Source organism: Streptomyces sp. 150FB (genome assembly GCF_000818195.1).
Taxonomy (GTDB): Bacteria; Actinomycetota; Actinomycetes; order Streptomycetales; family Streptomycetaceae; genus Streptomyces.
Map to the genome: position 1 here is coordinate 2,964,266 of NZ_JTHL01000001.1, position 22,826 is coordinate 2,987,091.

At 70.1% G+C, this 22,826-nt stretch carries 23 protein-coding genes, 1 tRNA gene and 1 pseudogene; 8 read left to right on the forward strand and 17 right to left on the reverse strand.

Going from position 1 to position 22,826, the window contains the following annotated elements:
- Positions 1 to 8: 8 nt before the first annotated feature.
- From QR77_RS12515 to QR77_RS12545, 7 genes are all read right to left on the reverse strand, one after another.
- The gene (locus QR77_RS12515; RefSeq protein WP_040021700.1) at positions 9 to 908 is read right to left on the reverse strand and encodes an aminoglycoside phosphotransferase family protein; all 900 of its coding nucleotides are present in this window, start codon (positions 906 to 908) and stop codon (positions 9 to 11) included.
- 27 nt (positions 909 to 935) lie between these two features.
- Positions 936 to 1,274 carry a hypothetical protein gene (locus QR77_RS12520; protein WP_052489590.1) on the reverse strand — a complete coding sequence of 113 codons (339 nt, stop codon included), beginning with the start codon at positions 1,272 to 1,274 and terminating at the stop codon, positions 936 to 938.
- A 70-nt stretch (positions 1,275 to 1,344) separates the two neighbouring features.
- Positions 1,345 to 1,935: a hypothetical protein gene (locus QR77_RS12525; protein ID WP_040021702.1), complete on the reverse strand. Its 591-nt coding sequence runs from the start codon at positions 1,933 to 1,935 to the stop codon at positions 1,345 to 1,347.
- A gap of 110 nt (positions 1,936 to 2,045) precedes the next feature.
- The gene (locus QR77_RS12530; RefSeq protein WP_040021703.1) at positions 2,046 to 2,933 is read right to left on the reverse strand and encodes an MBL fold metallo-hydrolase; all 888 of its coding nucleotides are present in this window, start codon (positions 2,931 to 2,933) and stop codon (positions 2,046 to 2,048) included.
- Between the two features lie 120 nt (positions 2,934 to 3,053).
- On the reverse strand, positions 3,054 to 4,133 hold the full coding sequence (locus QR77_RS12535) for an LLM class flavin-dependent oxidoreductase (protein ID WP_040021704.1): 1,080 nt from the start codon (positions 4,131 to 4,133) through the stop codon (positions 3,054 to 3,056).
- Positions 4,134 to 4,352: 219 nt separating this feature from the next.
- Positions 4,353 to 5,072, reverse strand: coding sequence for an aspartate/glutamate racemase family protein (locus QR77_RS12540; RefSeq protein WP_040021705.1), 720 nt, complete (start codon positions 5,070 to 5,072; stop codon positions 4,353 to 4,355).
- Entirely contained in the window at positions 5,069 to 6,088 is a 1,020-nt protein-coding gene (locus QR77_RS12545; protein WP_160310901.1) for a decarboxylase, read from the reverse strand. The genes QR77_RS12540 and QR77_RS12545 overlap by 4 nt, the downstream gene beginning before the upstream one ends.
- A gap of 169 nt (positions 6,089 to 6,257) precedes the next feature.
- Here QR77_RS12545 and QR77_RS12550 point away from each other — a divergent pair, with 169 nt between their 5' ends.
- Together QR77_RS12550 and QR77_RS12555 are read left to right on the forward strand one after the other, a co-directional pair.
- Positions 6,258 to 7,208 (forward strand): D-2-hydroxyacid dehydrogenase, encoded by a 951-nt coding sequence (locus tag QR77_RS12550; protein WP_040021706.1) that lies wholly within the window; start codon positions 6,258 to 6,260, stop codon positions 7,206 to 7,208.
- Positions 7,201 to 8,637 carry an amidase gene (locus QR77_RS12555; RefSeq protein WP_040021712.1) on the forward strand — a complete coding sequence of 479 codons (1,437 nt, stop codon included), beginning with the start codon at positions 7,201 to 7,203 and terminating at the stop codon, positions 8,635 to 8,637. The genes QR77_RS12550 and QR77_RS12555 overlap by 8 nt, the downstream gene beginning before the upstream one ends.
- 48 nt (positions 8,638 to 8,685) lie before the next feature.
- On the opposite strand, the gene QR77_RS12560 is transcribed toward QR77_RS12555, so the two are convergent.
- Entirely contained in the window at positions 8,686 to 9,183 is a 498-nt protein-coding gene (locus QR77_RS12560) for a DUF3830 family protein (RefSeq protein ID WP_040021722.1), read from the reverse strand.
- Between the two features lie 190 nt (positions 9,184 to 9,373).
- Here QR77_RS12560 and ehuB point away from each other — a divergent pair, with 190 nt between their 5' ends.
- The 6 genes from ehuB to QR77_RS12590 all read left to right on the forward strand — a co-directional run bounded on the left by ehuB (position 9,374) and on the right by QR77_RS12590 (position 14,083).
- Positions 9,374 to 10,276 (forward strand): ectoine/hydroxyectoine ABC transporter substrate-binding protein EhuB, encoded by a 903-nt coding sequence (gene ehuB, locus QR77_RS12565; RefSeq protein ID WP_040021724.1) that lies wholly within the window; start codon positions 9,374 to 9,376, stop codon positions 10,274 to 10,276.
- A gap of 15 nt (positions 10,277 to 10,291) precedes the next feature.
- On the forward strand, positions 10,292 to 11,029 hold the full coding sequence (ehuC, locus tag QR77_RS12570; protein ID WP_040021725.1) for an ectoine/hydroxyectoine ABC transporter permease subunit EhuC: 738 nt from the start codon (positions 10,292 to 10,294) through the stop codon (positions 11,027 to 11,029).
- Entirely contained in the window at positions 11,026 to 11,667 is a 642-nt protein-coding gene (gene ehuD, locus QR77_RS12575) for an ectoine/hydroxyectoine ABC transporter permease subunit EhuD (RefSeq protein ID WP_040021726.1), read from the forward strand. Before ehuC ends, ehuD begins: the two co-directional genes overlap by 4 nt.
- Complete coding sequence (gene ehuA / locus QR77_RS12580) at positions 11,657 to 12,565, forward strand: ectoine/hydroxyectoine ABC transporter ATP-binding protein EhuA (protein WP_236710618.1); 909 nt, start codon at positions 11,657 to 11,659, stop codon at positions 12,563 to 12,565. The genes ehuD and ehuA overlap by 11 nt, the downstream gene beginning before the upstream one ends.
- A 598-nt stretch (positions 12,566 to 13,163) precedes the next feature.
- Complete coding sequence (locus QR77_RS12585) at positions 13,164 to 13,922, forward strand: IclR family transcriptional regulator C-terminal domain-containing protein (RefSeq protein ID WP_040021728.1); 759 nt, start codon at positions 13,164 to 13,166, stop codon at positions 13,920 to 13,922.
- Positions 13,923 to 14,009: 87 nt separating this feature from the next.
- Positions 14,010 to 14,083, forward strand: a tRNA-Lys gene (locus QR77_RS12590).
- Between the two features lie 108 nt (positions 14,084 to 14,191).
- Here QR77_RS12590 and QR77_RS12595 read toward each other — a convergent pair.
- From QR77_RS12595 to QR77_RS46595, 9 genes and pseudogenes are all read right to left on the reverse strand, one after another.
- Positions 14,192 to 14,683 carry a phospholipase gene (locus tag QR77_RS12595; RefSeq protein ID WP_040021730.1) on the reverse strand — a complete coding sequence of 164 codons (492 nt, stop codon included), beginning with the start codon at positions 14,681 to 14,683 and terminating at the stop codon, positions 14,192 to 14,194.
- Positions 14,684 to 15,013: 330 nt separating this feature from the next.
- Positions 15,014 to 15,601 carry a lytic polysaccharide monooxygenase gene (locus QR77_RS12600; RefSeq protein ID WP_040021732.1) on the reverse strand — a complete coding sequence of 196 codons (588 nt, stop codon included), beginning with the start codon at positions 15,599 to 15,601 and terminating at the stop codon, positions 15,014 to 15,016.
- 135 nt (positions 15,602 to 15,736) lie between these two features.
- Positions 15,737 to 17,479 (reverse strand): SPFH domain-containing protein, encoded by a 1,743-nt coding sequence (locus QR77_RS12605; protein WP_052488702.1) that lies wholly within the window; start codon positions 17,477 to 17,479, stop codon positions 15,737 to 15,739.
- 11 nt (positions 17,480 to 17,490) lie between these two features.
- Complete coding sequence (locus QR77_RS12610; protein WP_040021734.1) at positions 17,491 to 18,870, reverse strand: peptidoglycan-binding protein; 1,380 nt, start codon at positions 18,868 to 18,870, stop codon at positions 17,491 to 17,493.
- A gap of 269 nt (positions 18,871 to 19,139) precedes the next feature.
- Positions 19,140 to 20,180 (reverse strand): glycoside hydrolase family 6 protein, encoded by a 1,041-nt coding sequence (locus QR77_RS12615; protein WP_040021736.1) that lies wholly within the window; start codon positions 20,178 to 20,180, stop codon positions 19,140 to 19,142.
- Positions 20,181 to 20,216: 36 nt separating this feature from the next.
- A complete protein-coding gene (locus QR77_RS12620) occupies positions 20,217 to 20,969 on the reverse strand; it encodes a class F sortase (RefSeq protein ID WP_052488703.1) in 753 nt (250 codons plus the stop codon).
- Between the two features lies 1 nt (position 20,970).
- On the reverse strand, positions 20,971 to 21,558 hold the full coding sequence (locus QR77_RS12625; RefSeq protein WP_040021738.1) for a hypothetical protein: 588 nt from the start codon (positions 21,556 to 21,558) through the stop codon (positions 20,971 to 20,973).
- Between the two features lie 93 nt (positions 21,559 to 21,651).
- Positions 21,652 to 22,431, reverse strand: coding sequence for an HAD-IIA family hydrolase (locus tag QR77_RS12630; protein WP_040021739.1), 780 nt, complete (start codon positions 22,429 to 22,431; stop codon positions 21,652 to 21,654).
- 145 nt (positions 22,432 to 22,576) lie between these two features.
- Positions 22,577 to 22,826 (reverse strand): annotated as a pseudogene (locus QR77_RS46595) (sortase-dependent protein); the annotation flags it as partial.

Below are 22,826 nucleotides of genomic sequence, written 5' to 3' on the forward strand. Positions count from 1 at the left end.
CGGCTTCCTCAGGCGAACGTCTCCGCGATCAGATCGCTGAGTTGGACGATCTCGGGCGGGTCGCCGTACCGCCGCCCCCAGAGCGCGGCCTCCGTCGCGCGGGCCTGCGCCCAGCGGCCGGCCCGCTCGATGTCCACCTCCGCCGCCTCGGCGAAGACGGCCAGGCGGCGGAGGAGGGCCGACACCGGGTCGGCGGCGGCCCGGTACTCCTCGGGGCGGGTACGCAGCAGGGTGACGCCGTCGTACGCGGAGTCCCCCACGTACCCCTTGGCGTCGATCGCGAGCCAGGGCTCACGCCCGGACGGCAGGATGTTGGTGTCGTGCAGATCGCCGTGGATGAGCGTGTCGGGCTGGTCGGGGGCGAGTTCCCGGAAGGTCGCGATCGCCGCGCCCATCACCCGCCCGCTCAGGGGATCGGCCAGGTGCGCGGCGTCGGCGCGGAGGGCGGCCTCCCACCCCGGCGCCTGGTCCCGCAGCCGGGGAAGACCCGCGGGGGCGGGTACGGCGAGGCGCCGCGCGAGCCGGGCCGCGGTGGTCACGGCCTGTTCGGTGTCGGCGACATCCGCCAGGGTGCCGGGTTCGGCGCGCTCCAGCAGCATCGCGAAGCGGGCGTCGTCGCGCCGGTACAGCGTTACGGCTCCGCGCCCGGCCCAGGCCGCGAACGCGTCGGGCTCATGGACGTTGCCCGGGTGCGGGAACGACACCTTGAGCACGGCCGGCGGCAGATCCGTACCCGTCACGGGAAGGACGACGCCCACCGCGCCGTGCCAAACGGGCCCCGCCGGGGCGCAGTTCCAGCGCTCCAACAGATCGTCGACGGTGCGCGGCAGGCCGTCGATCCACTCGCGTCCGCGCTGTCCCTCCCGCGCGACGGTGCTCCGCGCGAAGGCTTCCGGTACGTCGATCACAGGGAGACCCCGGCCAGTTGTCGTGTCTTACGGCCGCGCCGCGAACTTCGCCGCGAGCTCCGCCGTGAACTCCACGTACTCGATCGTCGCGCCGCCCGGATGCCGCACGGTCAGATTGCGGCCCGTCGGCACGTCGTTGGGGCCGCTGAGCACCTCTCCCCCGTGCTCGCCGGCGAGGGCGAGGGCCTCGTCGATCGACTCCACGACGGTGGTCGCGTGGGTCCCGCGAAACGGCGCGAGCGCCTCTTCCGTGCCCGCGATCAGCAAGTAGCCGCCGATCGCGGCCAGTTCCAGGTCGCCGTACGCGAATCGCAGCTTCGGCTGCGCCCCGGTCAGCGCCAGGAACGTGGGCAGCGCGGTGTCCATGGCGTCGACGTAGACACGAGCGAATGTGGTGAGCGTACGCACAGATCCCCCCTGGTCATTTCGATCGTACCTAGTGGGCGCCGTGATCCGGGGGACGGGTGATCGGCAGGCTGGTGATGCCCAGGTCCTTGCGCATCGTCTGGCGCGCCTCGTACAGCCCCTCCGACGTACCCAGCAGCCGCTCGTGCAGCGCGTCCAGATCCTCGTCGGCGGGCTCTCCCGCGTGGTGCTGCATCAGTATCCTGTAGACGAGATGGAGGCGGTGCGTGAGAGCGCCCACCACGATCAGCACGTCGTCGGACACCAGCATCTGGGCCTCGGCGTACGCCTCGCTCATCCCCTGCCGCGCCCGCCCCGCCCGGTCCGCCTGCTCCTGGCGCGCCTCTCCGGACCCGCCGCCCGTCCGCAGCATGGGCGCGAGATCCCACAGGGCGGAGTGGTAGTTGCGCAGGCCCTGGTTGAGCGTGACGTACGTCGCCCTGCGCGCCGCCAGATACGCCTGACGGTCCGACTCCCGCCGCTCCTCCCTCACTTGGAGTTCGGCATGGTCCAACTCGATCCGCTTGGTGCGCAGTGCGCCGCGGTGGGCGAGCAGACCGGAGGCAAGCGTGCCGGCGACACCGACGATGCCGATGATGAGGGCGGTGAAGGAGGCGCTCATATCGCTTGAATCTACGGGCAGTTGGCCGAGCCGGCACAGAAGATCCGCCCAGCGGGCCCGGCGATCCGGCCATCCGGCGCGGCGGGAGACGGCGCGGCGCGAGACTGCGGCTACGGCAACGGCCGCCACTCCAGCCCTCGCGCGCTCTGCCGTACCTGCCCGAACACGGCGTCGGCGAAGTGCGCGCCGAAGCCGATGGTGTCGGTGTCGCCGAGCCGGCCGAGCATGCGCCGGCGCGAGCGGGCGGCGGACTCCGGGTCCGGTTCCTTGGCGGCGTTCCAGTCGGGGTCGCCGACCTGGATCGCCGAGTGCAGGACGTCGCCGAACGCGATCAGGCTCTCGCCGCCGGACTCGATCACGTACGCCGTGTGCCCCGGTGTGTGTCCGGGCGTGAGCAGCACGCGGACGCCGGGGAAGATCTCCTGCCCGTCGGCCACCACTCGGACCCGGGGCGCCAGGGCGTCCAGCATCATGTCCGTCACACCGAAATCGGCCCGCCGCTGCGACCACTCCGCCTCGGAGATCAGGATGTCGGCAGCCGGGAACGTCGGGGTCTGCTCGCCGTTCGGGACCGGGTACCAGGCCCAGCCGATGTGCTCGACATGCAGGTGCGTGACGGCGACGGCCTCGATGTCGGCCGGGCTCCGCCCCAGCGTCGCGAGGCCGTCGAGGAGCGATCCGCCCTGCATGCTCACGAACACCGGATGATCCGCCGGGATCGGGGCCGAGAAGGGCCCGAACCCCGCGTCGATCAGTACGGCCCGCTCATCGCGCTCGACGAGCAGGCCGCCGTGTCCGGCCGTCAGCAGACCGGAGTCGTCCAGGTACGCGGAGTGGGCCTTCCAGTCGTCCTCGGTCGTCGACGGGAACAGGCCGCGCGGCTTGACCTTGATGAATCCGTCGGGGACGAAACTGACCTTCAGGTCCCCCACCTGAACGGACCGGATCTCCGGCACCTGGCGCAGCCGCTCCCGCGCGGTTTCGGGAAGAGTCGTCATCTCGACACCACCGAATCACTGGGCACTATGTCCATGTTCGCACAGGTATAGAACGTTCAACGACGCCCTCCGCGCACACGTCTCGGTGCCCCGCCCAGTGCACCGCTCGGTGCCCCGCGCCTACAGCGTCGGCAGCCCGTACGCGTCAGCGATCAACTCGTAGCTCCGCAGCCGCGCCGCCCCGCCGTGCGCGTTCGCCGTGATCATCAACTCGTCGGCGCCCGTGCGCTTCTGGAGGTCGTCGAGGCCCGAGCGCACCGCGTCCGGCGTGCCGTGGACGATGTTGGTGAGCCAGCCGTCCACGAACTCCTTCTCCATCGGGCTGAATTGGTGCGCCTCGGCCTCTTCGGGCGTCGGCACGAGCCCGGGCCGTCCCGTGCGCAGCCGCACCATCGACAGTGCTCCTGACAGGACTTGGCGGCGCGCCTCGGCCTCCTCGTCGCTCGCCAGCGCCGCGACGCCGATCAGGGCGTACGGGGCGTCGAGCACCTCGGACGGCCGGAAGGACTCGCGGTAGAGGTCCAGGGCGGGAATGGTGTTCTGCGCCGAGAAGTGGTGCGCGAAGGCGAAAGGCAGACCGAGTACGCCGGCCAGCCGCGCGCTGAAGCCGGACGAGCCGAGCAGCCAGACCGGCGGCCGGCCCGCCGGACCCTGCACCGGTCCTGGGACCGCGTGGATACGCGAGTACGGGTGGCCGTCGGGGAAGTCGTCGTCCAGGAACCGCGTCAGCTCGGCGAGCTGCTGCGGGAAGTCGTCGGCGCCCTCGTTCAGCCGGTCGGTGCGGCGCAGCGCGGCCGCCGTGGCGCCGTCCGTCCCGGGCGCGCGGCCGAGGCCGAGGTCGACGCGGCCGGGGGCGAGCGCCTCCAGCGTGCCGAACTGCTCGGCGATGACCAGCGGGGCGTGGTTGGGCAGCATCACGCCGCCCGAGCCGAGCCTGATGCGCTCGGTGTGGGCGGCGAGGTGGGAGAGGATCACCGCCGGGGACGAGGAGGCCACGCCCGGCATGGAGTGGTGCTCGGCGACCCAGTGCCGGTGGTATCCCCTGCGCTCGGCGAGCCGCGCGATCTCGACACTCGTACGCAGGGCCTCGGTCGCCGTACTGCCGCTGCCCACCGTGACCAGGTCGAGTACCGACAGGGGGACGGGCGCGCTGCCGATCGCCGTGCCTCGGATCGCGTCGCCCGAATTCGCGTCTACCACCGGTCAGACCCTCCTGCTTCGAAAAGATTCCGTGCTGTCCACACAGCACACAACCAACAGGAGAGGCTCCCCGGTTATTCCCGGACAGGGCCTGTCCGGGACGCCTGTCCGGGACCTGCCCCCCCGGGCTCCGACCAGCCCGGGTCAGGCCCCGGGCGGTCCCACGCGGACCCGCTCAGGTCCACCCGGGATCCACTCAGGCCCAGGGACGCGTCGGTCCTAGTGACGCGTCGCGAACAGCGTCCCCAGCTTCGGCGCCCGGGCCTTGCGTTCCACCAGCCGCAGCCCTTCCCAGACCGTGACCTGGTTGGCTGTGAGGACCGGCTTTCCGAGTGCCTCCTCCAGCTCCGGCAGCCAGGCCACCGTGTGCAGGGCCGTGTCCGGCATGAGCACGACCTCCGCGTCCGGATGGTCGCCCGCCCGCGCGAGCGCGAGCACCTCGTCCCGGCCCCAGGTCCCGACCTCCGCCGCCGTGATGATCCCGCTGGCGCGGTCGGCCACGACCTCGATCCCCGCCGCCTTGAGGAAGGTGGTGAAGTACCCGGTGACGTCCTCGGGGTACGTGGCGGCCACCGCGACGCGCCGGGCGCCGAGCGCCTGCACCGCGTGGGCGAAGGCGAACGACGTACTCGAAGCCGGCAGGCCCGCCGAGCCCGCCAGGCTGCGGGTCTGCTCCTTGGCGCCGTCCCAGCCGTACACGAAGCTGCCGCTCGTACACGCCCAGACGACGGCCTCGGCGCCCGCGAGGCGCAGCTCTCCCACACCGTCGGCGAGCCGCTCGTCCGCGCCCATCCGCAGCAGCGCGTCGACGCGGTGCGCGTCCTCGCCGATGTCCGTGTGGACGACGGGCAGCCTGATGTCGGTGTCGATCATCATCTCGATGCGCGGGTAGTCGTCCTCCGCTGAATATCCGGGGTAGAGGAATCCGACGGTCGTCATGTCCACCCTTCCTGTTCGTCCGTCCGAGCCTCCGGGAGCGGCAGGATCTGCGCCGAATCCACCGGGTCCGACACCGATTCCAGGACCGGCTCCGGTTCCGCCGACGGAGCTGAGGCCGGTTCCATCGGCCGCATCGGATCCAGTGGCACCGACGGGACCGACGGCCCCGGGAAATCCTGTGACACGGGGAAGTCCTGTGCCACGGAGAAGTCCTGGAACAGCGGTACCACCGGCGTCGCCGGCAACGTCGGCAGACTCGGCAGGATCACCGGCCGCGCGGGGGCTGTCTCGATCAGCAGCCGTTGGTACGGGCCGACGGCCTGCGCGCCGAGCCTGCGGAGCGCGGCCCACATGGTGACCTGGTTCGCGGACAGGACCGGCATGCGCAGCTCGGCTTCGAGCTGCGGAATCGCGTCATAGGTGGCGAGATTCGTGCAACTGATGAAGAGCGCGTCGGCCGCCCCTACGACGGCCTGCCGCGCCATATCCATGACCGACCGGTAGGGCACCTTCCAGATGTCCCTGGTCAGCCCCAGAAAAGCGCGACCACTGACGGATACCCCGACCTCCCCGAGATAGTCCTCCAGCGACTGGGTGACGGACTCCGTGTACGGGGTGACCAGCGCGAGCCTGCTGATCCCGAGCTCCTCCAGGGCCTCTGTCAGCGCCCCCGTCGTGGTGACCGAGGGCACCTCGCCGGCCCGGGTCATGGCCTCGCACATCGCGCGCTCGCCGATGGGGCCGCCGACGAAGCTGCCGGACGTGCAGGCGTAGGCGATGACCTCCGGTTCGGAGGCCGCGAGCGCCTGGACCGCCTCGCTCAGCGTTTCGTGTTCGCTGACCAGCCGGGCGAGGTCGAGGGAGACCTCCACCGGTACGTACGGGGTCCTGGTCAGGCGCAACGAGATCTCGTCGGGCACCCAGCGCCACAGCTCGCGGTCGAGCGCGAAATCGAAGGGAGCTACCACGCCGACACCACGCTGCGGCTGTGGTCCACCCAGAAAGGAGACTTCCAACACTGGCCCCCAGAAAACGCTTTTCACGTCGGACGCTTTCAGCGTCTTGTTGACGAAGGTAGGAGCACGATGCGAGCGTGGTCAATCCGTACAAGTGAGCCGTTTCATCGAGTTTTCCTGGCTGAAACTCAACCCTCTCCGCGCACCCCCCGCAGAAGGGCTTCATTCCATGACCGCACCGATCTTGCTCGTCCTCGAAGCCGACCCGCCTCCCCGGCTCGGCCGGCTGGCGGGCCGGGCCACGGTCCGGTACGCCGACGAGCACAACCTCGCAGCTCAGCTACCCTCTGCCGATGTTCTGCTGGTCTGGGACTTCCTCTCGGACGCGGTACGTCTCGCCTGGCCGGGCGAGGGTCCGCGGCCCCGCTGGGTGCATACGGCGAGCGCCGGAGTGGACCGGCTGCTCTCCCCCGAGCTGATCAATTCGGAAACATGTGTGACAAACGCCCGGGGCATCTTCGAGAAGCCGATCGCCGAATATGTGGCCGGACTGGTTCTCGCCATGGCAAAGGATCTTCCTGGAACGCTGGAGTTGCAGCGCCAGCGCCGCTGGCGGCACCGCGAAGGGCTCCAGGTCGCCGGCAGCCGGGCGACCGTGGTCGGGGCCGGGCCGATCGGCCGGGCGGTCGCCGAGACGCTCAGGACGCTCGGCGTGCACGTGGCGGTCACCGGCCGTACGGCGCGCCCCGGCGTGCACGGCGCCGACCAGCTCGACCGGCTGCTGACCGGGGCCGACTGGGTGATCAGTGCCGCGCCACTCACGGATGCGACACGCGGCATGTTCGACGCGCGGCTCTTCGGTCTGATGCAGCCGTCGGCGCACTTCATCAACGTGGGACGCGGGCAGCTCGTCGTCGAGGACGACCTGGTCGCCGCCGTCTCCAAGCGCTGGATCGCGGGCGCCGCACTGGATGTCTTCGAGCATGAGCCGCTGCGTCCGGAGAGCCGCCTGTGGGACGTACCCGGCCTGATCGTGTCCCCGCACATGAGCGGCGACACGGTCGGCTGGCGCGACCGCCTCGGCGCACAGTTCGTTGACTTGTATGAACTTTGGTCGGCCGGAAAGCCCCTGCCGAACGTGGTCGACAAGAAACGTGGGTACGTCCCCATGCATGACTGATCCAATTTTCCTCACGGACCTGACCGCACGGCAGCTCCTCACCGGCTACCGGAGCGGCGATTTCTCCCCCGTCGACGCGACCCGCGCCGTCCTGGAGCGGATCGAGGCGGTCCAGCCGCTGGTCAACGCCTTCGTACGGGTGGACGCCGAGCCGGCGCTCGCCCAGGCCGAGGCGTCGGCGGAGCGGTGGCGCAGGAAGGAGCCGCGCGGGCTGCTCGACGGCGTACCGGTCTCGGTCAAGGACATCTTCCTCCAGCGCGGCAGCCCCACGCTGCGCGGATCGAGGACCGTACGCGCCGAGGCGGCCTGGGACGAGGACGCCCCAGCGGTGGCCGGACTGCGGGAGCACGGCGCTGTCCTGGTCGGGAAGACGACCACGCCCGAGTTCGGCTGGAAGGGCGTCACCGACTCGCCGCTGAACGGGGTGACGCGCAACCCGTACGACCTGTCCAGGACGTCCGGGGGGTCCAGCGGTGGCAGCGCGGCCGCCGTGGCGCTGGGCGCGGCGCCGCTGTCGATCGGTACGGACGGCGGCGGCTCGGTCCGTATCCCGGCGTCGTTCTGCGGGATCTTCGGACTGAAACCGACGTACGGCCGGATCCCGCTCTATCCGTCGAGCCCCTTCGGCACGCTGGCGCACGCCGGGCCCATGGCGCGGGACGCCGCCGACGCCGCGCTGCTGCTGGATGTGATCAGCGGCGCCGACCCGCGGGACTGGTCGCAGCTCGCGCCGACGGCCGGGATGAGCGCGGAGCTGGCGCGGGGCACGGAGGGCGTACGGGGGCTGCGCGTCGCGTACTCCCCGTCCTTCGGCGGCCAGGTCGCCGTCCGGCCCTCGGTGGCCTCAGCCGTACGCGGCGCTGTGGCCAGGCTGGCCGAGCTGGGCGCGTACGTCGAGGAGGCCGATCCGGACATCACCGATCCGGTGGAGGCGTTCCACACCCTGTGGTTCAGCGGCGCCGCCCGGCTGGTGCAGTCGTACAGCAGGGAGCAGCGCGCGCTGCTCGATCCCGGGCTGCGGGAGATCGTCGCCGAGGGTGAGCGGATGAGCGCGCTGGACTATCTGGCGGCGGTCGACGCGCGGATGGAGCTGGGGCGGCGGCTGGGCCGCTTCCACAGCTCGTACGACCTGCTGGTCACGCCGACGCTGCCGATCACCGCGTTCGAGGCGGGCGCCGAGACGCCTGCGGGGGCGGGGTACCGGCGCTGGACAGGGTGGACGCCGTTCACCTATCCGTTCAATCTGACGCAGCAGCCGGCGGCGACCGTGCCCTGCGGGGTGGACGAGGACGGGCTGCCGATCGGGGTGCAGATCGTGGCGGCCCGGCACGCGGACACGCTGGTGATGCGCGCGGCGCACGCGCTGTACGAGTCGGGCACGGCGCGGATTCCCGCACCGGCGGGCAGCCCGATGCCCGCCGGAAGCTGAGAGCCCGGCCCGCCCGGCGGAGGCGGGTTCACATCTGGCAAGCCCGGGTCACACCCGGCGGAAGTTGAGGGTCTCGCCGATCGCGCCGGCCCGCCACAGGTCCTGGCAGGCCTCGGCCATCTGGTCGAGGCCGTCGACCACGGTGCCCCAGACGATGCCGGGGATCCAGCCCATGTCGCCGTTGATCAGCAGGTTGTTGCGCTCGTAGAAGAGGGCGAGGTCGACAACGGTCCGCCGACCGCTGAAGGCCTCTTCCTCGTAGCCGTACGAGGTGTTCGCCAACTCCGTCTCGGGGAAGGTGAAATAACACAGATCACCCGGAATGGGGGTGATGGTGGGGTTCTCCAGCGGCGGTTCCTTCTCCGCGAACGCGGGGAAGAGCGCGTAGATCTCATTCCGCGCGTACTTCGCGTGATAGACGTCCGAGCCCAGCGGCAGCGCGTCCCACACCGCCGCACAGGTGACCGGAGCCCGGTCGTCGAGGAGTTTCGCGGTGCACCGCACGCCGCGCTTGTCTAGCGATACCTGCACATAACGCTCTGTCATTCTCGCAGCCTGCCCGGGTCGGAGACACCACACACCCCCCGGCGCCGACAATCGATTCAGGCCACGGGAAGGTCACCCTCCGGACACCGTTCTATTACACCCGCCGCTGGGACGGCATAGAACATCCCGATCGGGCAGGCGCGTCCCATTGCCCACTCGTTCAAACACCCACCGAGGAGATTGCGAATCCATGGCTGACTTCCCGAACCTGTCCCGCCGGGGCTTCCTCAGCCGCTCCGCGGCCGTCGGTGGCCTGCTGGTCGTACCGGGTCTCCTCTCCGCGTGCAGCAAAACCGACAGCGGCACGACCACCGGCACCGGAGCGCTCGACAAACTGCGCAAACAGGGCTTCGTACGGGTCGCGTACGCCAACGAGGCCCCGTACGGCTACACCGAGGGCGGCAAGCTCAAGGGCGAGGCGCCCACCCTCCACCAGCAGATATTCAAGGCGCTCGGCGTCGACACGCTGAAGCCGACCCTCGCCGAGTTCGACGGCCTGATCCCGGGCCTCCAGGCCGGGAAGTACGACGTGGTCAGCGCGGGAATGGCGATCACGCCCGACCGCTGCGCCAACGCCCTGTTCTCCGAGCCCGAGTTCATCTCGCCCACCGCGATGATGGTGAAGAAGGGCAACCCCAAGAACATCACCGACCTCGCGTCGGCCAAGAAGGCCGGCGTGGTCATCGGCGTGATGGCGGGTGCGGTCGAGGGCTCGTACGCCGAGGGCGCCGGCATCGCCAAGGACAAGATCAAGACACTCCAGAAGCCGCAGGACGGCGCCGACGCCGTCACCGGCGGCCGTATCGACGCGTTCCTGCTCACCGGCATCTCGCTGCGCTGGCTGGCCAAGACCAACAGCGGCACCGAGGTCACCGAAGCGTTCGTGCCCGAGCTGAAGGGCAAGCCGCAGTACAGCCCCGGCGGCGCCGTCTTCAAGAAGGGCAACGAAGCGCTGCGTGACGCCTTCAACACCCAGCTCAAGAAGATCACGGCCGACAAGGCGCGCTATGTGAGGCTGCTCCAGCCGTACGGCTTCGGTGCGACCGAGATCCCGCCGACGACGCTGAAGACCGCAGATCTGTGCAAGGCCTGACGGGGAAACGCCGTCATGGGTGACTTCTTCTCGACCTTCTCGGACGAACTGCCCCAGGTCCTCTCGGGACTCTGGGTGACAGTCCAGGCCACGCTGCTCGGCGCGGCCCTCGCCCTGGTCCTGTCCTTCGTGCTCGGCCTGATGGCGGGCAGCGACGTGTCCTTCGTGCGCGTGGTCTCGCGGATCGTCGTCGAGTTCTTCCGGGGGACCTCGCTGTACGTCCAGCTCTTCTGGCTCTACTACGCCATGCCCCAGCTCACCGGGTACGAACTCACCCCGTTGATCTGCGGTGTCGTGGCCTTCGGGCTGAACTTCGGCGCGTACGGCTCCGAGGTCGTGCGCGGCGGCATCAACGCCGTACCGGCCGCGCAGTGGGAGGCCGCGATCGCGCTGAACATGACCCCGTACAAGCGGATGACGCGGGTGATCATGCCGCAGGCGTGGGTCCAGATGATCCCGTCCTTCACCAACCTGCTGATCCAGCTCCTCAAGGCGACCCCGCTGCTCTGGCTGATCTCGGCGGCCGACCTGATGACGGTGATCCAGCAGATCAGGGACCGCACGGGTGAGTCCCTCACCGCGTACGCGTCCCTGCTGGTCTTCTACTTCGTCCTGGCCTACGCCCTGACCATGCTGATGAATCTGCTCGAACGGACGGCGAAGGCCAGGCTCGGGCAACACACCGGGACCCGGAGCCTGCTGCGCAGCCGCAGCGCCGCCGATCCCGTGGTCACCGGAGGTGCCGCTCAGTGAGCGTATTCAACTGGGGCGCGGCGGGGGATGTCCTGCCGCTGCTGCTCAAGGGATTCGAGACCACGCTGCTCGCCACCGTGCTCGGCACGGTGGTCGCCGCCGTGCTCGGGCTGGCCATCGCGGTGGCCGGCCGGGCGCCCACGCGGTTCGTGACGGTGCCGGTGCGGGTCGTGATGGAGTTCATCCGGTCCACCCCGCTGCTGGTCCAACTGGTGGGCGCGGCCGCGGTGTTCTCCACCGTCGAGCCGCTGACGATCGGCATCGTGGTGCTCGGCATCCACTACGCCACCTACACCTCGGAGGTGTACAGGGCCGGGATCGACGGGGTGCCGAAGGGTCAGTGGGAGGCCTGCCGCGCGCTGTCGATGTCGCCCAGGCGGACCTGGCAGGCGGTGATCCTGCCGCAGGCCGTACGCAATGTGCTGCCCGCCCTGGGCAACTACGCGATCTCCATGTTCAAGGAGACGCCGTTCCTCGCCGTGATCACGGTCCAGGAAATGGTCTTCGAGGCACGGCAGTACGCGGACGCCCACTTCCTGTACACCGAAGCCTTCACGCTCGCCGGAGTGATCTTCCTGATCGCGAGCTACCCGACCTCGCTGCTGATGAGAAAGCTGGAGAAGAGCCTTGGCCACTGACCCCCTGCGGAAGACGCCTGCCGAGGACGCGGTCCCCGTATCCGTATCCGCCTCCGCTTCCCTTTCCGCCTCCGCTTCCCCTTCCGCTTCGACGGCGGCCACTCCCGTCGCCGATCCGGCCGACGCCGGCGCTCAGCCGCTCGTCCGCTTCGACAAGGTCGTCAAGCGCTACGGCGACCATGTCGTCCTCGACGAGCTGGACTTCGCCGTACGGCGCGGCGAGCACGTCACCCTCATCGGGCCGAGCGGCTCCGGCAAGACCACCATCCTGCGGCTGCTGATGACGCTGGAGAAGGTGAGCGACGGGGTCATATGGGTGGACGGCGAACCGCTGTCGCACATGCGTACGCCGAACGGCGGCCTCAAGCAGGCCGGCGAGAAGCAACTCCGGCAGTCCCGCAAGAAGATCGGGATGGTCTTCCAGCAGTTCAACCTTTTCCCGAACATGAAGGTGCTCCAGAACATCACCGAGGCACCGGTCAACGTCCTCGGTCTTGAGCGCGACGAGGCCGAGACGCGCGCCCGCGAACTCCTCGACATGGTCGGTCTCGCCGACAAGGTCGACGCGCATCCCTCCCAGCTCTCCGGCGGCCAGCAGCAGCGCGTGGCGATCGCCCGCGCACTTGCGATGCGGCCCGAGATCCTGCTCCTGGACGAAGTGACGTCGGCGCTCGACCCCGAGTTGGTGGCCGGCGTGCTCGATCTGCTGCGCGAGATCGTGCGGACGACGAACATCACCATGCTCTGCGTCACCCATGAGATGAATTTCGCCCGGGACGTCTCGGACCAGGTACTGATGTTCGACTCTGGGCGAATTGTCGAGTCCGGATCGCCGGAGAAAATATTCACCGCGCCCGAGAACAAACGGACTCAGGAATTCCTGAGCGCCGTCCTTTAAAGAGGCTCGAATCGGCTCTGGCGCGACGCCTGAGCCGCTGGTACCTTCCTGCCGCAAGAGACCAGGAGATACCGCGAGAGCTGCGGGAGAAGGTGCCCGCCGGGGGCGCGCCTGCGGGGATGCGGACGCGTGAAGAACGCGCGCACCGGCGGCCGTGCGCCGCCCGGGCAGTCGCATGAACGGGGAGAACCCGGTGCTGGGAGGGCGGCGGACCGGCGGCGGCCTGGCAGAAGCGCACATCCTTCGCCCCGCGCATTCCGGAAAAGAGCACGGATGCGATTGCCTATTCCGTGAATATCATGGAAGGCGCCATGTGCCTCAACACCACAGTGCGGCTCGGACCCACGAATGAGTCGCCAATTTCGGCGGCGACCGCCCGGCGGACCGGGGAAAAGCAAAGGGCCCACGGAATTCTCGGTATGACGTGAGGACCGCACACAGCAGGACCAAGTATGACTGTGGCATATGCCACGGGTGGCGCGGCCCAGTCCCCAGGCCTGGGCCGCGCCGTCGTTTCCCCCAACAGCCGTCCCGCAGGGCTGCTTTGGCGGCTATCGTGAAGACAAAAGCTTGCGGTCACAACCTGCTAGGGGGAACCGTGGCGCTGAAGCCGGAGCCGACAGCACCTTTCCACTCGGTGCATTACGTCTTGCGTGTCCTGGAGGCCATCTCCCGGCACCCGGGCGGCGTTACGGATGCCCAGATCGCCCGCGAGACAGGACTGCCCACCGGACACCTCGCGCCGATGCTGATCATGCTGCGCCGCGAGGGGTATGTGGAGCAGATCTCGGAGGGCGCCTATGCCGTCGGGGACTCGCTCGTCCTCCTCGGGTCCGGCACGACGCGGCAGCAGGCACTGGAGACCAAGCTCCAGGAAACGCTGAGCGATCTGCGCGACTCGGTGGGCGCCGCCGTCTACCTCAGCCGGTACATCGACGGCGAGGTCAAGATCACTCAGATCGCCGACGGACCGCGCACGCCCGCGGTGAAGGAGTGGGTGGACTTCCGCTCCTCGGCCCACGCCAGCGCGATCGGCAAGTGCCTGCTCACCCAGCTCGACCAGAACGGCCGCAGGGACCATCTCGCCCGGCACAAGATCGCCCGCCTCACCTCGCGCACCATCACGAGCCAGAGCCTGCTGTTCTCCCGGCTGGACAGCCAGCCGGCCACCGTCCCGGTGCTGGACCTCCAGGAGTACGCCGTCGGCACGGTCTGCGCCGCGGTCCCGCTGACGGCGGGCTCGGCGGTGGGCTGCCTGGCCCTGTCACTCCCGGTCGAGCACGCGTACCGGCTGCGCGAGGCGGCGGCCACGCTGAACCGCAGGGCGGCGCCCATGGCGCTGTCACTGACGCTGTAACCGCGACGGCTCACACCGTAACGACGACGGCCCCGGGACGTGGTCCTGAGCACCCCCGAGGACCGGGTATTATTTTCGAGTCAGCAGGCGCCGCTAGCTCAGTTGGTTAGAGCAGCTGACTCTTAATCAGCGGGTCCGGGGTTCGAGTCCCTGGCGGCGCACCGACAGGGGAAGGGCCCCTCGCGAGAGCGAGGGGCCCTTCTTCGTGCGCCGGGAGGGGGACGGAGCACGAGCGTCCGGACTCCGTGGTGCCCGGTCGTGCCCCGGGGTCAGGCCGCGGACTTGTGCCCGTCCACCGCCGGCGAGAAGCCGAAGATGTCGACCGCGTGGTAGTACGTCCACGCCGTGCCGTCGCAGGCCGTCTTCGAAGCGCCCGAGTAGCCGTTGCAGACGCGCTTCAGGTCCTCGTACAGCATCGAGTCCAGCCGCGCCTTGTTCGCGTCGAACGTGCCGGCGTTCTTGTAGTTGCGGTAGCCGAAGTCGTGGCGGGCGCACGCCGTCTTGAACGGGAAGCCCAGCGGGTTGTCCGGAGACGTGGAGCAGTAGTCCGTGGTCCAGTCGAAGGTGTACGCGGACCACGCGCCCTGGTTGTTGCGGGCGGCGAGCCAGGAGTTGTAGCTCGCGGCGCTCGTCTGGGTCCAGCCACTGAGGACCTGAGCCTTGTCGGCCGGGGCGGCCGCGCTGGCCTGTCCGGCGGTCAGAAGTGCTGCGGGGAGGGTGAGTACGGCTGCTGCGAGCGGAAGTGCCAGGCGTCTGCGCATGGGGAAATCCTCCGGAGGGGAGCGGTCGGTCGCCCATACCTGGTGGCAGGGATCACCCTCAGGCTGACGGCCTGTACTGTCGCGCGGGTCTACGCGCGATGACTGACGGCCGAAGCGTGCCCAACGTCCCGGGGCCACCATGCCTCCGACGCCGAACAGCCACCCGAACAGCCCTGGTTGACCACAATCGGAGCCTGCTGTTCGCACGGATTCTCCGGGTGTGACACCACTCCGCCCGTTCTCTTCTCCCGCCCGGGCGGGCGCGAGCCACGTACCCCGGGGAGCGGGATCCACGCCCCCCGAGGCCCAGAGTTCAGTTCCTGCGGTGCGTCAGAACTGAACGTCGGAGCACGCGTAGAACGCGTTCGACGTGTCCGCGATCGTCCAGACAGCCAGAATCATGTGCCGGCCGGTCCGCTGGGGCAGGACGCCCGAGTGGGAGAGCGTGGCCGGCGGCTGCTGGTTGTTGTACGGCACCGTCAGGAACGGCTGGGTGTCCAGGGCCGCGCGGGTGAGCGGCTGGGACGAGTTCCATCCGTTCTTGGTGATGTAGTACTTGAAGTCGGTCGTCGCGTGTCTGGCCGTGAACTGCCAGCGGAAGTTGTAACTCTGCCCGCCGGAGACCTTGGTGGTGGGCCAGGCGCCGCCGCGCGGGTCGTCGAGCTGCGCGAACTGGCTGAGCCCGCCCGAGCAGAGCTTGCCGTCGGCCGGACCCGCCGCCGGGAAGCCCTTGGGCCCCTCGACGCTCTGCGGCTCCCACTGGATGTTGCCGCAGTTGGCGACCGTGCCGTTGGCACAGAGCTTCTGACGGCTGATGGGTGAGTCGGTGTAGCCATGACTGCTGGCGCTGCCGCCGGCGATCACGGAAACAGCGGCGATCGCGAGGCCGACCACGGCCGCGCCTATCTTCTTTCGCATGCTTGGCTCCAGAGAACGTGGGGAGTTCGGTGAGCTGTGCTGCACGCGTGCAGGTAGAGCAATCGGCGGTCTAGACCAAGTCCCAGAGTATTAACGGAACTTGACCGTGTCCATAACAAGTGCGGTACAGACCAATCAGAATCTTGCTCCACCACCGGGCCGACCTGTGTAAAAGGCCACGGTGAGGTCTTTGACCAGGGCTTTACGCTCGTAGTCGTCCAGTTCGACAAGGCCACGCGACGTAAGCCGATGCACGGTGTCGTCCACCGCGTCCACCAGAGCGGTCAGCACGCTGTCCCGGTGCCGGGCGTCGAGCGCCGCGATCTGGCTGCGCTGCATCGCCTCGGCGATCTCGGGTGCGTACTCGATACGTGTCGGCTGCGCCGAGAAGATGTCCAGGCCCACGGGCCTGCACTCCGCCGACAGCATGCGGGTCAGCGCGTCGCCCACGGCCTCGGCGTCGCGCAGGGTGGGCGCGGTCTCGTGGAAGGCGTCGGCGGGCAACTGCGAGACCACCCGCGCCATCGCCGCCTCGACCTGCTCGCGCAGGTACTCCTCGTGGTCCGGGACCCCGAGAACGGCGCGCGCGCTGTCCCTGACCCGCCACACCACCAGCACGACGACCCGCAGCGCGGTGCCCTGCGCGTCGACGGCGGGGATCGGCTCGCTGCGCCAGTGCCGCAGCCGTACGTCGACCCTGCGCCGCAGCAGCAGCGGGCTCACCCAGAGCAGTCCCGTACGGCGCACACTGCCCCGGTAGTCGCCGCAGAGCGTCAGCACCCAGGCATGGCCCACCCGGCCACGGCCGAGGCCGCCCACGGCGAAGAGCAGGACCATCACGCCGAGAGCGAGCAGGGCCCACTGTCCGAGCGCGATGCCGAGGTACGGGTGGGACGGCACGCGCAGCATCTCGCTCAGTTGGTCCGGCACAGCCCCGACCCACCACAGCAGCGTCAGGCACCCGAGGAGCGCGCAGACCCCGACGACCGCAGCGGCCCACCCGGGCAGCGCGGGTCCTGGCCGCTCTGCGAACTTCTCGTCGACGGGCGGGGCCGAACGGGGGGCCGGTCGCGATCCACTCCGTACGGAGGGCGCGGGCGAGGGCGAGAGCGAGGGTACGGGCGCGGTGGCGGAAGTGGGGGCGGGCGCGGCGGGCTTGGTCAGCCGCGTGGACAACGGCACCGGCATGGAGACCCGGCGGGCCGCCGGGGACGACTCGGTCTCGTCCCTGAAGAGCAGATGGACGGGGATTTCCTGGGTGCTCTCGCCGACGATGAGGGGGCTCCAGCGCGGAGCGCCGGAGCCGGCGGCGGAAGCGTTACGGCCGTACCGCACGGGCGCGGAGCCGCCGACCCGGTACGGGGCGGGGGCCGGAGTGGGGACGGGACCCGAGGCCAGGGCGGGCCGATGGTCCGACTCCGTTTCTGACTCCGTTTCTGATTCCGCTTCAGCTTCCGTTTCCGCTTCTGTGTCCGCTCCGGCGGCAACTTCCGCGTCCTTCGCGCCTTCGGCCCGCGCCTCCCCCTCGTCTTCGTCCTCGGCCGTCTCCGGTACCGGCGCTTCTTCGCGTGGATGGACGTGCTGAGACGGCACTTCGGCGACCTCGGTGACCTCCGCGATCTCCTCCGCCGCGCGTTCCGCCTCGACGTCGCGAGCGGCCTCCGGGGATTCCACGGCCACTTCTGCGGAGGCTTCCACGGCCGCTTCCGTGGCCTCGGGTGCCTCGGGGGCAGCCTCGCGCTCGTTCTCGCGCGGCCAGCCGGTCAGGGCCGCCACCCAGGGCGCCCCCGGGTCGACGGCAGGCCGCGGCCGCCCGTCCCCGCCGTCCGGGTCGTGCGGAACCCCCTCGGCGTTCTCCTGCGAAGTCGTCGTTGTCATCCTTGCCTCCGTCATGCGAAGAGTCGCCGCCACGTCTCAGGACCCGGGTATCCGTTGGCCGAACTGCCGCGCCAGCCCAGGGAGAGCTGGAACGCCTGGACATTGCGCCTGTCGGCCTCGGTCCAGCGCGGTCCCGGGCCTGAGGCGTAGTACTTGCCGTAGTGCTTGCGCACGAGCTGCCTGCCGAGCTGCTCGACGTACTTGTTGGACTGGCCCGGCCGGAAGTACTGCGACCCCGGGAACGCGGGGGCCTTTGCCGCAGCGCTCGCCGGTGATCCGCTGCTTCCGCCGGCGCCCGCCGCCGGGATGTTCTTCCCGAGGCCGTCCACCAGGTACTCCCAGGTGTCGGGCCCTGGCAGCCCGTCAGCCTCCGCGCCCCGCCAGCCCTGTGCCTGCTGGAACGCCTGGGTGGCGCGCCGGTCCGCGTCGCTCCAGCGGGGCCCGGGGCCGTCCGCGTAGAAGCGCTTGCCGCCGCGCTGGATGAGCATCTCGCCGAGCCGGGTCACGTACTTGTTGTTGGCGCCCGGCCCGAACGACTTCGTACCGGGGTACGAGGTCACCCCGACGGGCGCGCTCCCGCCGCTGCCCTCGTCGACCAGGCCCCTGTAGCGGTAGGGCACATAACGGTCGGAGTTCTTCCAGTACGCCATGGGGGTCGGCTGCGCGCGGGTGGTCGGCGGAGTCTGCTCGTAGGCCATGTAGCGGGAGTGCGAGTCGTCGGTCCAGCCGCCGAAGATCGTGACGTGCGATCCCTTGTTCGGACTGCTGGGGTTGTGGAAGAGCAGGATGTCGCCGGGTTGGAGGTCGTCCCGGGCGATCCGCACGCCGTACTGCGCGAGGCTGCCCGTCCACTCGTTGCCCGCCAGGTTCCAGGCCATGGAGACGAAGCCCGAACAGTCCTGCCGGTAACCGTCCGACCAGTACCTGCTCATGCTGTACGGCACCCGCGCGCCCACCCACTGCTTGGCGCGCTCGATGATGTCGCCTCGGGTGGTCTCGCGCAGGGAAGAACCAGAATTGCCCGGCCCGGGGCCGGCTGACGGTCCGCCATGCAGCGGACCGCTGCCCCCTTGGGGCGTGGCGGGTACGGGGACGGGGTCGGCGGTCAGGGACCGAACGGCGCCCGTACCTCCGCCGACGGCCGCGGTCGCCGCTCCCGCTGACGCCGCCGCCACTGATGCTGATGCCGCTGACGCCGCCGCCGCGCCCGTACCGCCGAGGGCGACGCCCGCGGCGGTGAACAGGACCAGCGCCCGACGGGCGCCGTGAGCGGCCGGGTGACCACCGGCGCGCAACGGCAGGCCTCTCGCCAGCTCACGCCGTTGTGCGGCGCATCCGACGCATGGGCAGTCGTGAGCGGGCTTGTACTCCTCGAAGACCGGAACGGTCATGCGAATCCCCTCCACACTCATCAAGATCCTTCGACGCTGGTGCACGGGCGTCAGTGTCTCAACTGTCTGGACAAATCGCATTTTGACGGATCAAAGGTATTAATCGACCATTCGACAGGCCGCAACGCCTCGCAAATGAGCCGGACAAACGAGGCGATCGGGTAAAGTTCGCCGAGTCCGTGGGTGCCGGTACGGCTGACGCCTCATCAGCGGGCGTGGATTCGCCTCTCCCCCGAACGTTCCTGACGGCGCGTCACCGCGCCGCCCCCCTACTTCGTGTTGCGCGCCAGTTCGAGCGCGTACTCCGGATACCACTCGCCCGCCTCGGGGCCGCCCCGGCAGGTGCCGTCCGACTCGCCCGGCCGCTTGATCCAGAGGTACGCCTTGACCAGCGGGTCGTTCGTCCTGGTGGTCGGCGGCTCGCCCAGGGCGCGGCCCGGCGGGTTGCACCAGTTCTCGCCCGGGTCGCTGCCTTCGGTGTAGGGACCGTTGCCGTTCCGGCTGGTGTCGATCACGAAGGGCTTGTTGCTGACCTTCGCCGACAGTCGCTCGCCGAAGTCCAGGCTCCGCGCCGTCGGGTAGAAGTTCGACACATTGACCGAGAAGCCGTCCGCCTCAGCGATGCCCGCCCGCTGGAGCGGTTCGAAGAGCGCGTCCGGTGAGTGCCAGCCGGCGTTGCCCGCGTCCAGATAGACCGTCGTCGACGGTTGTCGTGTCAGCCGTCGGACAGCGCCTCTGAGCAGGCCGAACCGTTCCTCGCGGAATGCGGCGGGCGTGCAGCCGTCCACCAGGTGCAGCAGTGCGTCCGGTTCGAGGATCACCGTGGCCCGGCGGTCGCCGATGCCCCGGGCCACCCGGTCGATCCACTCCCGGTACGCGTCGCCGTCCGCCGCGCCGCCCCTGGAGTACTGGCCGCAGTCGCGGTGCGGAATGTTGTAGAGCACCAACAGCGCTTCCCGGTCCGCGGAGGTGGCGGCCACCGTGAGGCTCTCGGTCTGCCCCAGCGGGTTGTCCGTTCCGATCCATTCGGCCGTGGGCTGCTCGGCGATCCGCCTGAGCAGTCCGGCGCTCTTCGCGTCGCCCTTCCTGGCGTACTCGGCGGCCTGCCGCGCGGCGCCGCCGTCGGGGTTCACCCAGTACGGGACGTCAGTCATCGCCCGCTGACGCGTGGGCGGTTGGTCTCGGGAGCCGATGCGGCCGCTGCGCCCGGCGCCCTCGTCGTCGGACGAACAGCCCGTCAGCAGCACCACGGCCAGCGACAGCGCCACGGTCGCGGCGCCCGGCCGACGGGCGCGGTAACTCCCGTACATCCACGTCCCCTTGGCCTCAGCCGGACTCAACGTGCCTCAACTGGCCCTGGTTTCCTTCTTCGCCGCCGGTGCCGGCGCCGCTTCCGCGACACCCGTCAGGTACGCCGAGACCACCACGTTCGCCGTGTACGACCGCGTCTTCCGGTCGAACGTGCCGCCGCAGGTGATCAGCCGCAGTTCGGCGCGCGATCCGTCGCGCGTCCCGTACACCTTCCGGGCGTCGAAGCGGTCGCGGGTGATGACCTGCACGTCGTCGACGGTGAACACCGCCACCGAGCCGTCCTCCCTGGTCACCCGGATCCGCGCGCCCGGCCGCGTGGCGCTCAGCCCGTAGAAGACGGCCGGTCTGGTCTCGGTGTCGACGTGGCCGACGAACAGCGCCGTGCCCGGGGCGCCCGGCTCGACGCCGCCGCCGTACCAGCCCACCGTCTGCGGCCTGTCGTACGGCGGTGGGTCCACCGCTCCCCCGGTGTCCAGGCCACGCGCCACCACCGGCGCCGTGACACCTATCGACGGCACATCCACCCGCCGTGGCTCCGCCGGCTTCATCGGGTCGTGCGCGCTCGGCAGCGCCACGCCCAGCGGGCGCCCCACCGCGGACACATCGCCCACTGTCGGCGCGGAGTTGGGGGCGCCCGTGCCTCCCATACCGCTGGTGCCGTCCGTGAGGTGGCGGCCCCAGAGCCACAGGCCGAACAGCAGCACGGCCCAGGCAACCGCCGTCGTCAGCCGCCCTGTTCCGGTGCGTTCCGGGTCGTCCGTACGCCGTGCGCGGTTCTCCTGCGACATGTCAGTCGGAGTCCCGCGCCGCGCGCTGCCGCCGTACGCTCCGGCACGCCACCGCCACAGCGGCGACTCCCGCCAGGACAAGGCCGATCACCGCGTGCGGGGTGCCGGGGCCCGACTCGTCGGCCCGCTCCCGCTGTTCGGCGGCCAGCGCCGCCGTACCGCCACCGCCCGCCCGGACCGGTGCGATCGGCGACTCGGCCGCGTGCGGGTGGTGGGACTTGTGGACGACCTGGAAGGTGCCGGTGCCCTTGCGGTGGTGGTGGCCGCCGCACCGGACGTCGATGGTGTAACTGCCCGCCTTGACGGACGACTTGACCCTCGTATCGCCGAAGAGCGGCGACTTCGAGTGGCCGCCCTCGCCGCCCGACAGCCCCGCCTTGGTGACAAAGGCGTTGGACGTGGCCAGGCCGTCGGCGCTGTCGCAGCCGTCGACCCTGAGTTCGACCTCCCCACCGGGGGCGATGGCCGACGGTGTGACGGTGACCCGCACCGAATCGTGGGCGTGGGCGGCGGCGACGCCGACGGCCGGCGTCACCACCAGTACAGCGACCGCGCCGACGGCACGGTATGCGAGCAGCCTTGAACGCATCGTGAAACCTCCTGATAAAGGAAGAGTCACTCGTACGTCAGGATCTCGCATCCGCAGCAGCGGGCCAGGGCCGCTCCGTGCCGCCTGACCTGCTCAGATGCGATCGACCAGATCGGCGATCGAGTCAACGACGCTGGACGGGCGGAAGGGGTAGCGGTCGATGTCGGCGGGGGTCGTCAGGCCGGTCAGGACGAGGAATGTCTCCATGCCCGCCTCAAGCCCGGCCAGCACGTCGGTGTCCATCCGGTCGCCGATCATCGCGCTGGTCTCGGAGTGCGCGCCGATGGCGTTCAGGCCGGTCCGCATCATCAGCGGGTTCGGCTTGCCCGCGAAGTACGGCTCCTTGCCGGTGGCCTTGGTGATCAGCGCGGCGACAGCGCCGGTGGCCGGCAGCGGCCCCTCGGCCGAGGGGCCGGTCTCGTCCGGATTGGTGCAGATGAAGCGCGCGCCGCCGTTGATCAGGCGGATCGCCCTGGTCAGCGCCTCGAAGCTGTACGTACGGGTCTCGCCGAGCACCACGTAGTCCGGCTCGTGGTCGGTGAGGACGTACCCGATGTCGTGCAGCGCCGTGGTGAGGCCGGCCTCGCCGATGACGTACGCCGTACCGTCGGGCCGCTGGTCCTCCAGGAACTTGGCGGTGGCGAGCGCCGACGTCCAGATGTTCGCCGCCGGTACGTGGAGTCCCATCCTGGCCAGCCTGGCCTGGAGGTCGCGCGGGGTGTAGATGGAGTTGTTCGTGAGGACCAGGAAGGGCTTGCCCGAATCCCTCAGTCGCTTGATGAACTCGGCGGCGCCCGGGATCGGAACCCCCTCGTGGATGAGGACACCGTCCATGTCGGTGAGCCAGGATTCGACCGGCTTGCGCTCTGCCACTGGATTGTTCTCCGCTCTGCGGTGGGCCACTGGTCGTGCCCGTACGTACGCGCTGTACGTACCGGCCGTCCGACCACGCTGTCCGACACGACCAGCCTAACCAGGGCCGGGCCCTGGCCGCGCGGAGCGGTGGACCTCGCCCCGCTCAGGGGCGCAGCCCGCGGAACACGGCGGTCAGGGCGACTCCGGCGGCGAGCAGTGCGGCGATGGCTGCCGACCATCCCAGGAGGTCGGCGGAGCCGGTGTTGGCGAGTTCGGGGGCGGCGGACTTCGCCGGGGAGGCGCTGGGCGACGGGGAGCCGGAGGGCTTGTCCTTGGCGGCCGCGCTCCGGCTCGCGTCGGGCTCGGGGAGGGGGTGGGCGCTGGTGCGCGGGGCGGGCGCGGGGGCGGGGCTG

Excerpts from the sequence above, each read along its gene's own strand:
- QR77_RS12520 (WP_052489590.1), bottom strand. The coding sequence starts at position 1,274 with ATGGACACCGCGCTGCCCACGTTCCTGGCGCTGACCGGGGCGCAGCCG.
- QR77_RS12525 (WP_040021702.1), bottom strand. The coding sequence starts at position 1,935 with ATGAGCGCCTCCTTCACCGCCCTCATCATCGGCATCGTCGGTGTCGCC.
- QR77_RS12530 (WP_040021703.1), bottom strand. The coding sequence starts at position 2,933 with ATGACGACTCTTCCCGAAACCGCGCGGGAGCGGCTGCGCCAGGTGCCG.
- QR77_RS12540 (WP_040021705.1), bottom strand. The coding sequence starts at position 5,072 with ATGACGACCGTCGGATTCCTCTACCCCGGATATTCAGCGGAGGACGAC.
- QR77_RS12550 (WP_040021706.1), top strand. The coding sequence starts at position 6,258 with ATGACCGCACCGATCTTGCTCGTCCTCGAAGCCGACCCGCCTCCCCGG.
- QR77_RS12555 (WP_040021712.1), top strand. The coding sequence starts at position 7,201 with ATGACTGATCCAATTTTCCTCACGGACCTGACCGCACGGCAGCTCCTC.
- QR77_RS12560 (WP_040021722.1), bottom strand. The coding sequence starts at position 9,183 with ATGACAGAGCGTTATGTGCAGGTATCGCTAGACAAGCGCGGCGTGCGG.
- ehuB (WP_040021724.1), top strand. The coding sequence starts at position 9,374 with ATGGCTGACTTCCCGAACCTGTCCCGCCGGGGCTTCCTCAGCCGCTCC.
- ehuC (WP_040021725.1), top strand. The coding sequence starts at position 10,292 with ATGGGTGACTTCTTCTCGACCTTCTCGGACGAACTGCCCCAGGTCCTC.
- QR77_RS12595 (WP_040021730.1), bottom strand. The coding sequence starts at position 14,683 with ATGCGCAGACGCCTGGCACTTCCGCTCGCAGCAGCCGTACTCACCCTC.
- QR77_RS12600 (WP_040021732.1), bottom strand. The coding sequence starts at position 15,601 with ATGCGAAAGAAGATAGGCGCGGCCGTGGTCGGCCTCGCGATCGCCGCT.
- QR77_RS12605 (WP_052488702.1), bottom strand. The coding sequence starts at position 17,479 with ATGACAACGACGACTTCGCAGGAGAACGCCGAGGGGGTTCCGCACGAC.
- QR77_RS12610 (WP_040021734.1), bottom strand. The coding sequence starts at position 18,870 with ATGACCGTTCCGGTCTTCGAGGAGTACAAGCCCGCTCACGACTGCCCA.
- QR77_RS12615 (WP_040021736.1), bottom strand. The coding sequence starts at position 20,180 with ATGTACGGGAGTTACCGCGCCCGTCGGCCGGGCGCCGCGACCGTGGCG.
- QR77_RS12620 (WP_052488703.1), bottom strand. The coding sequence starts at position 20,969 with ATGTCGCAGGAGAACCGCGCACGGCGTACGGACGACCCGGAACGCACC.
- QR77_RS12625 (WP_040021738.1), bottom strand. The coding sequence starts at position 21,558 with ATGCGTTCAAGGCTGCTCGCATACCGTGCCGTCGGCGCGGTCGCTGTA.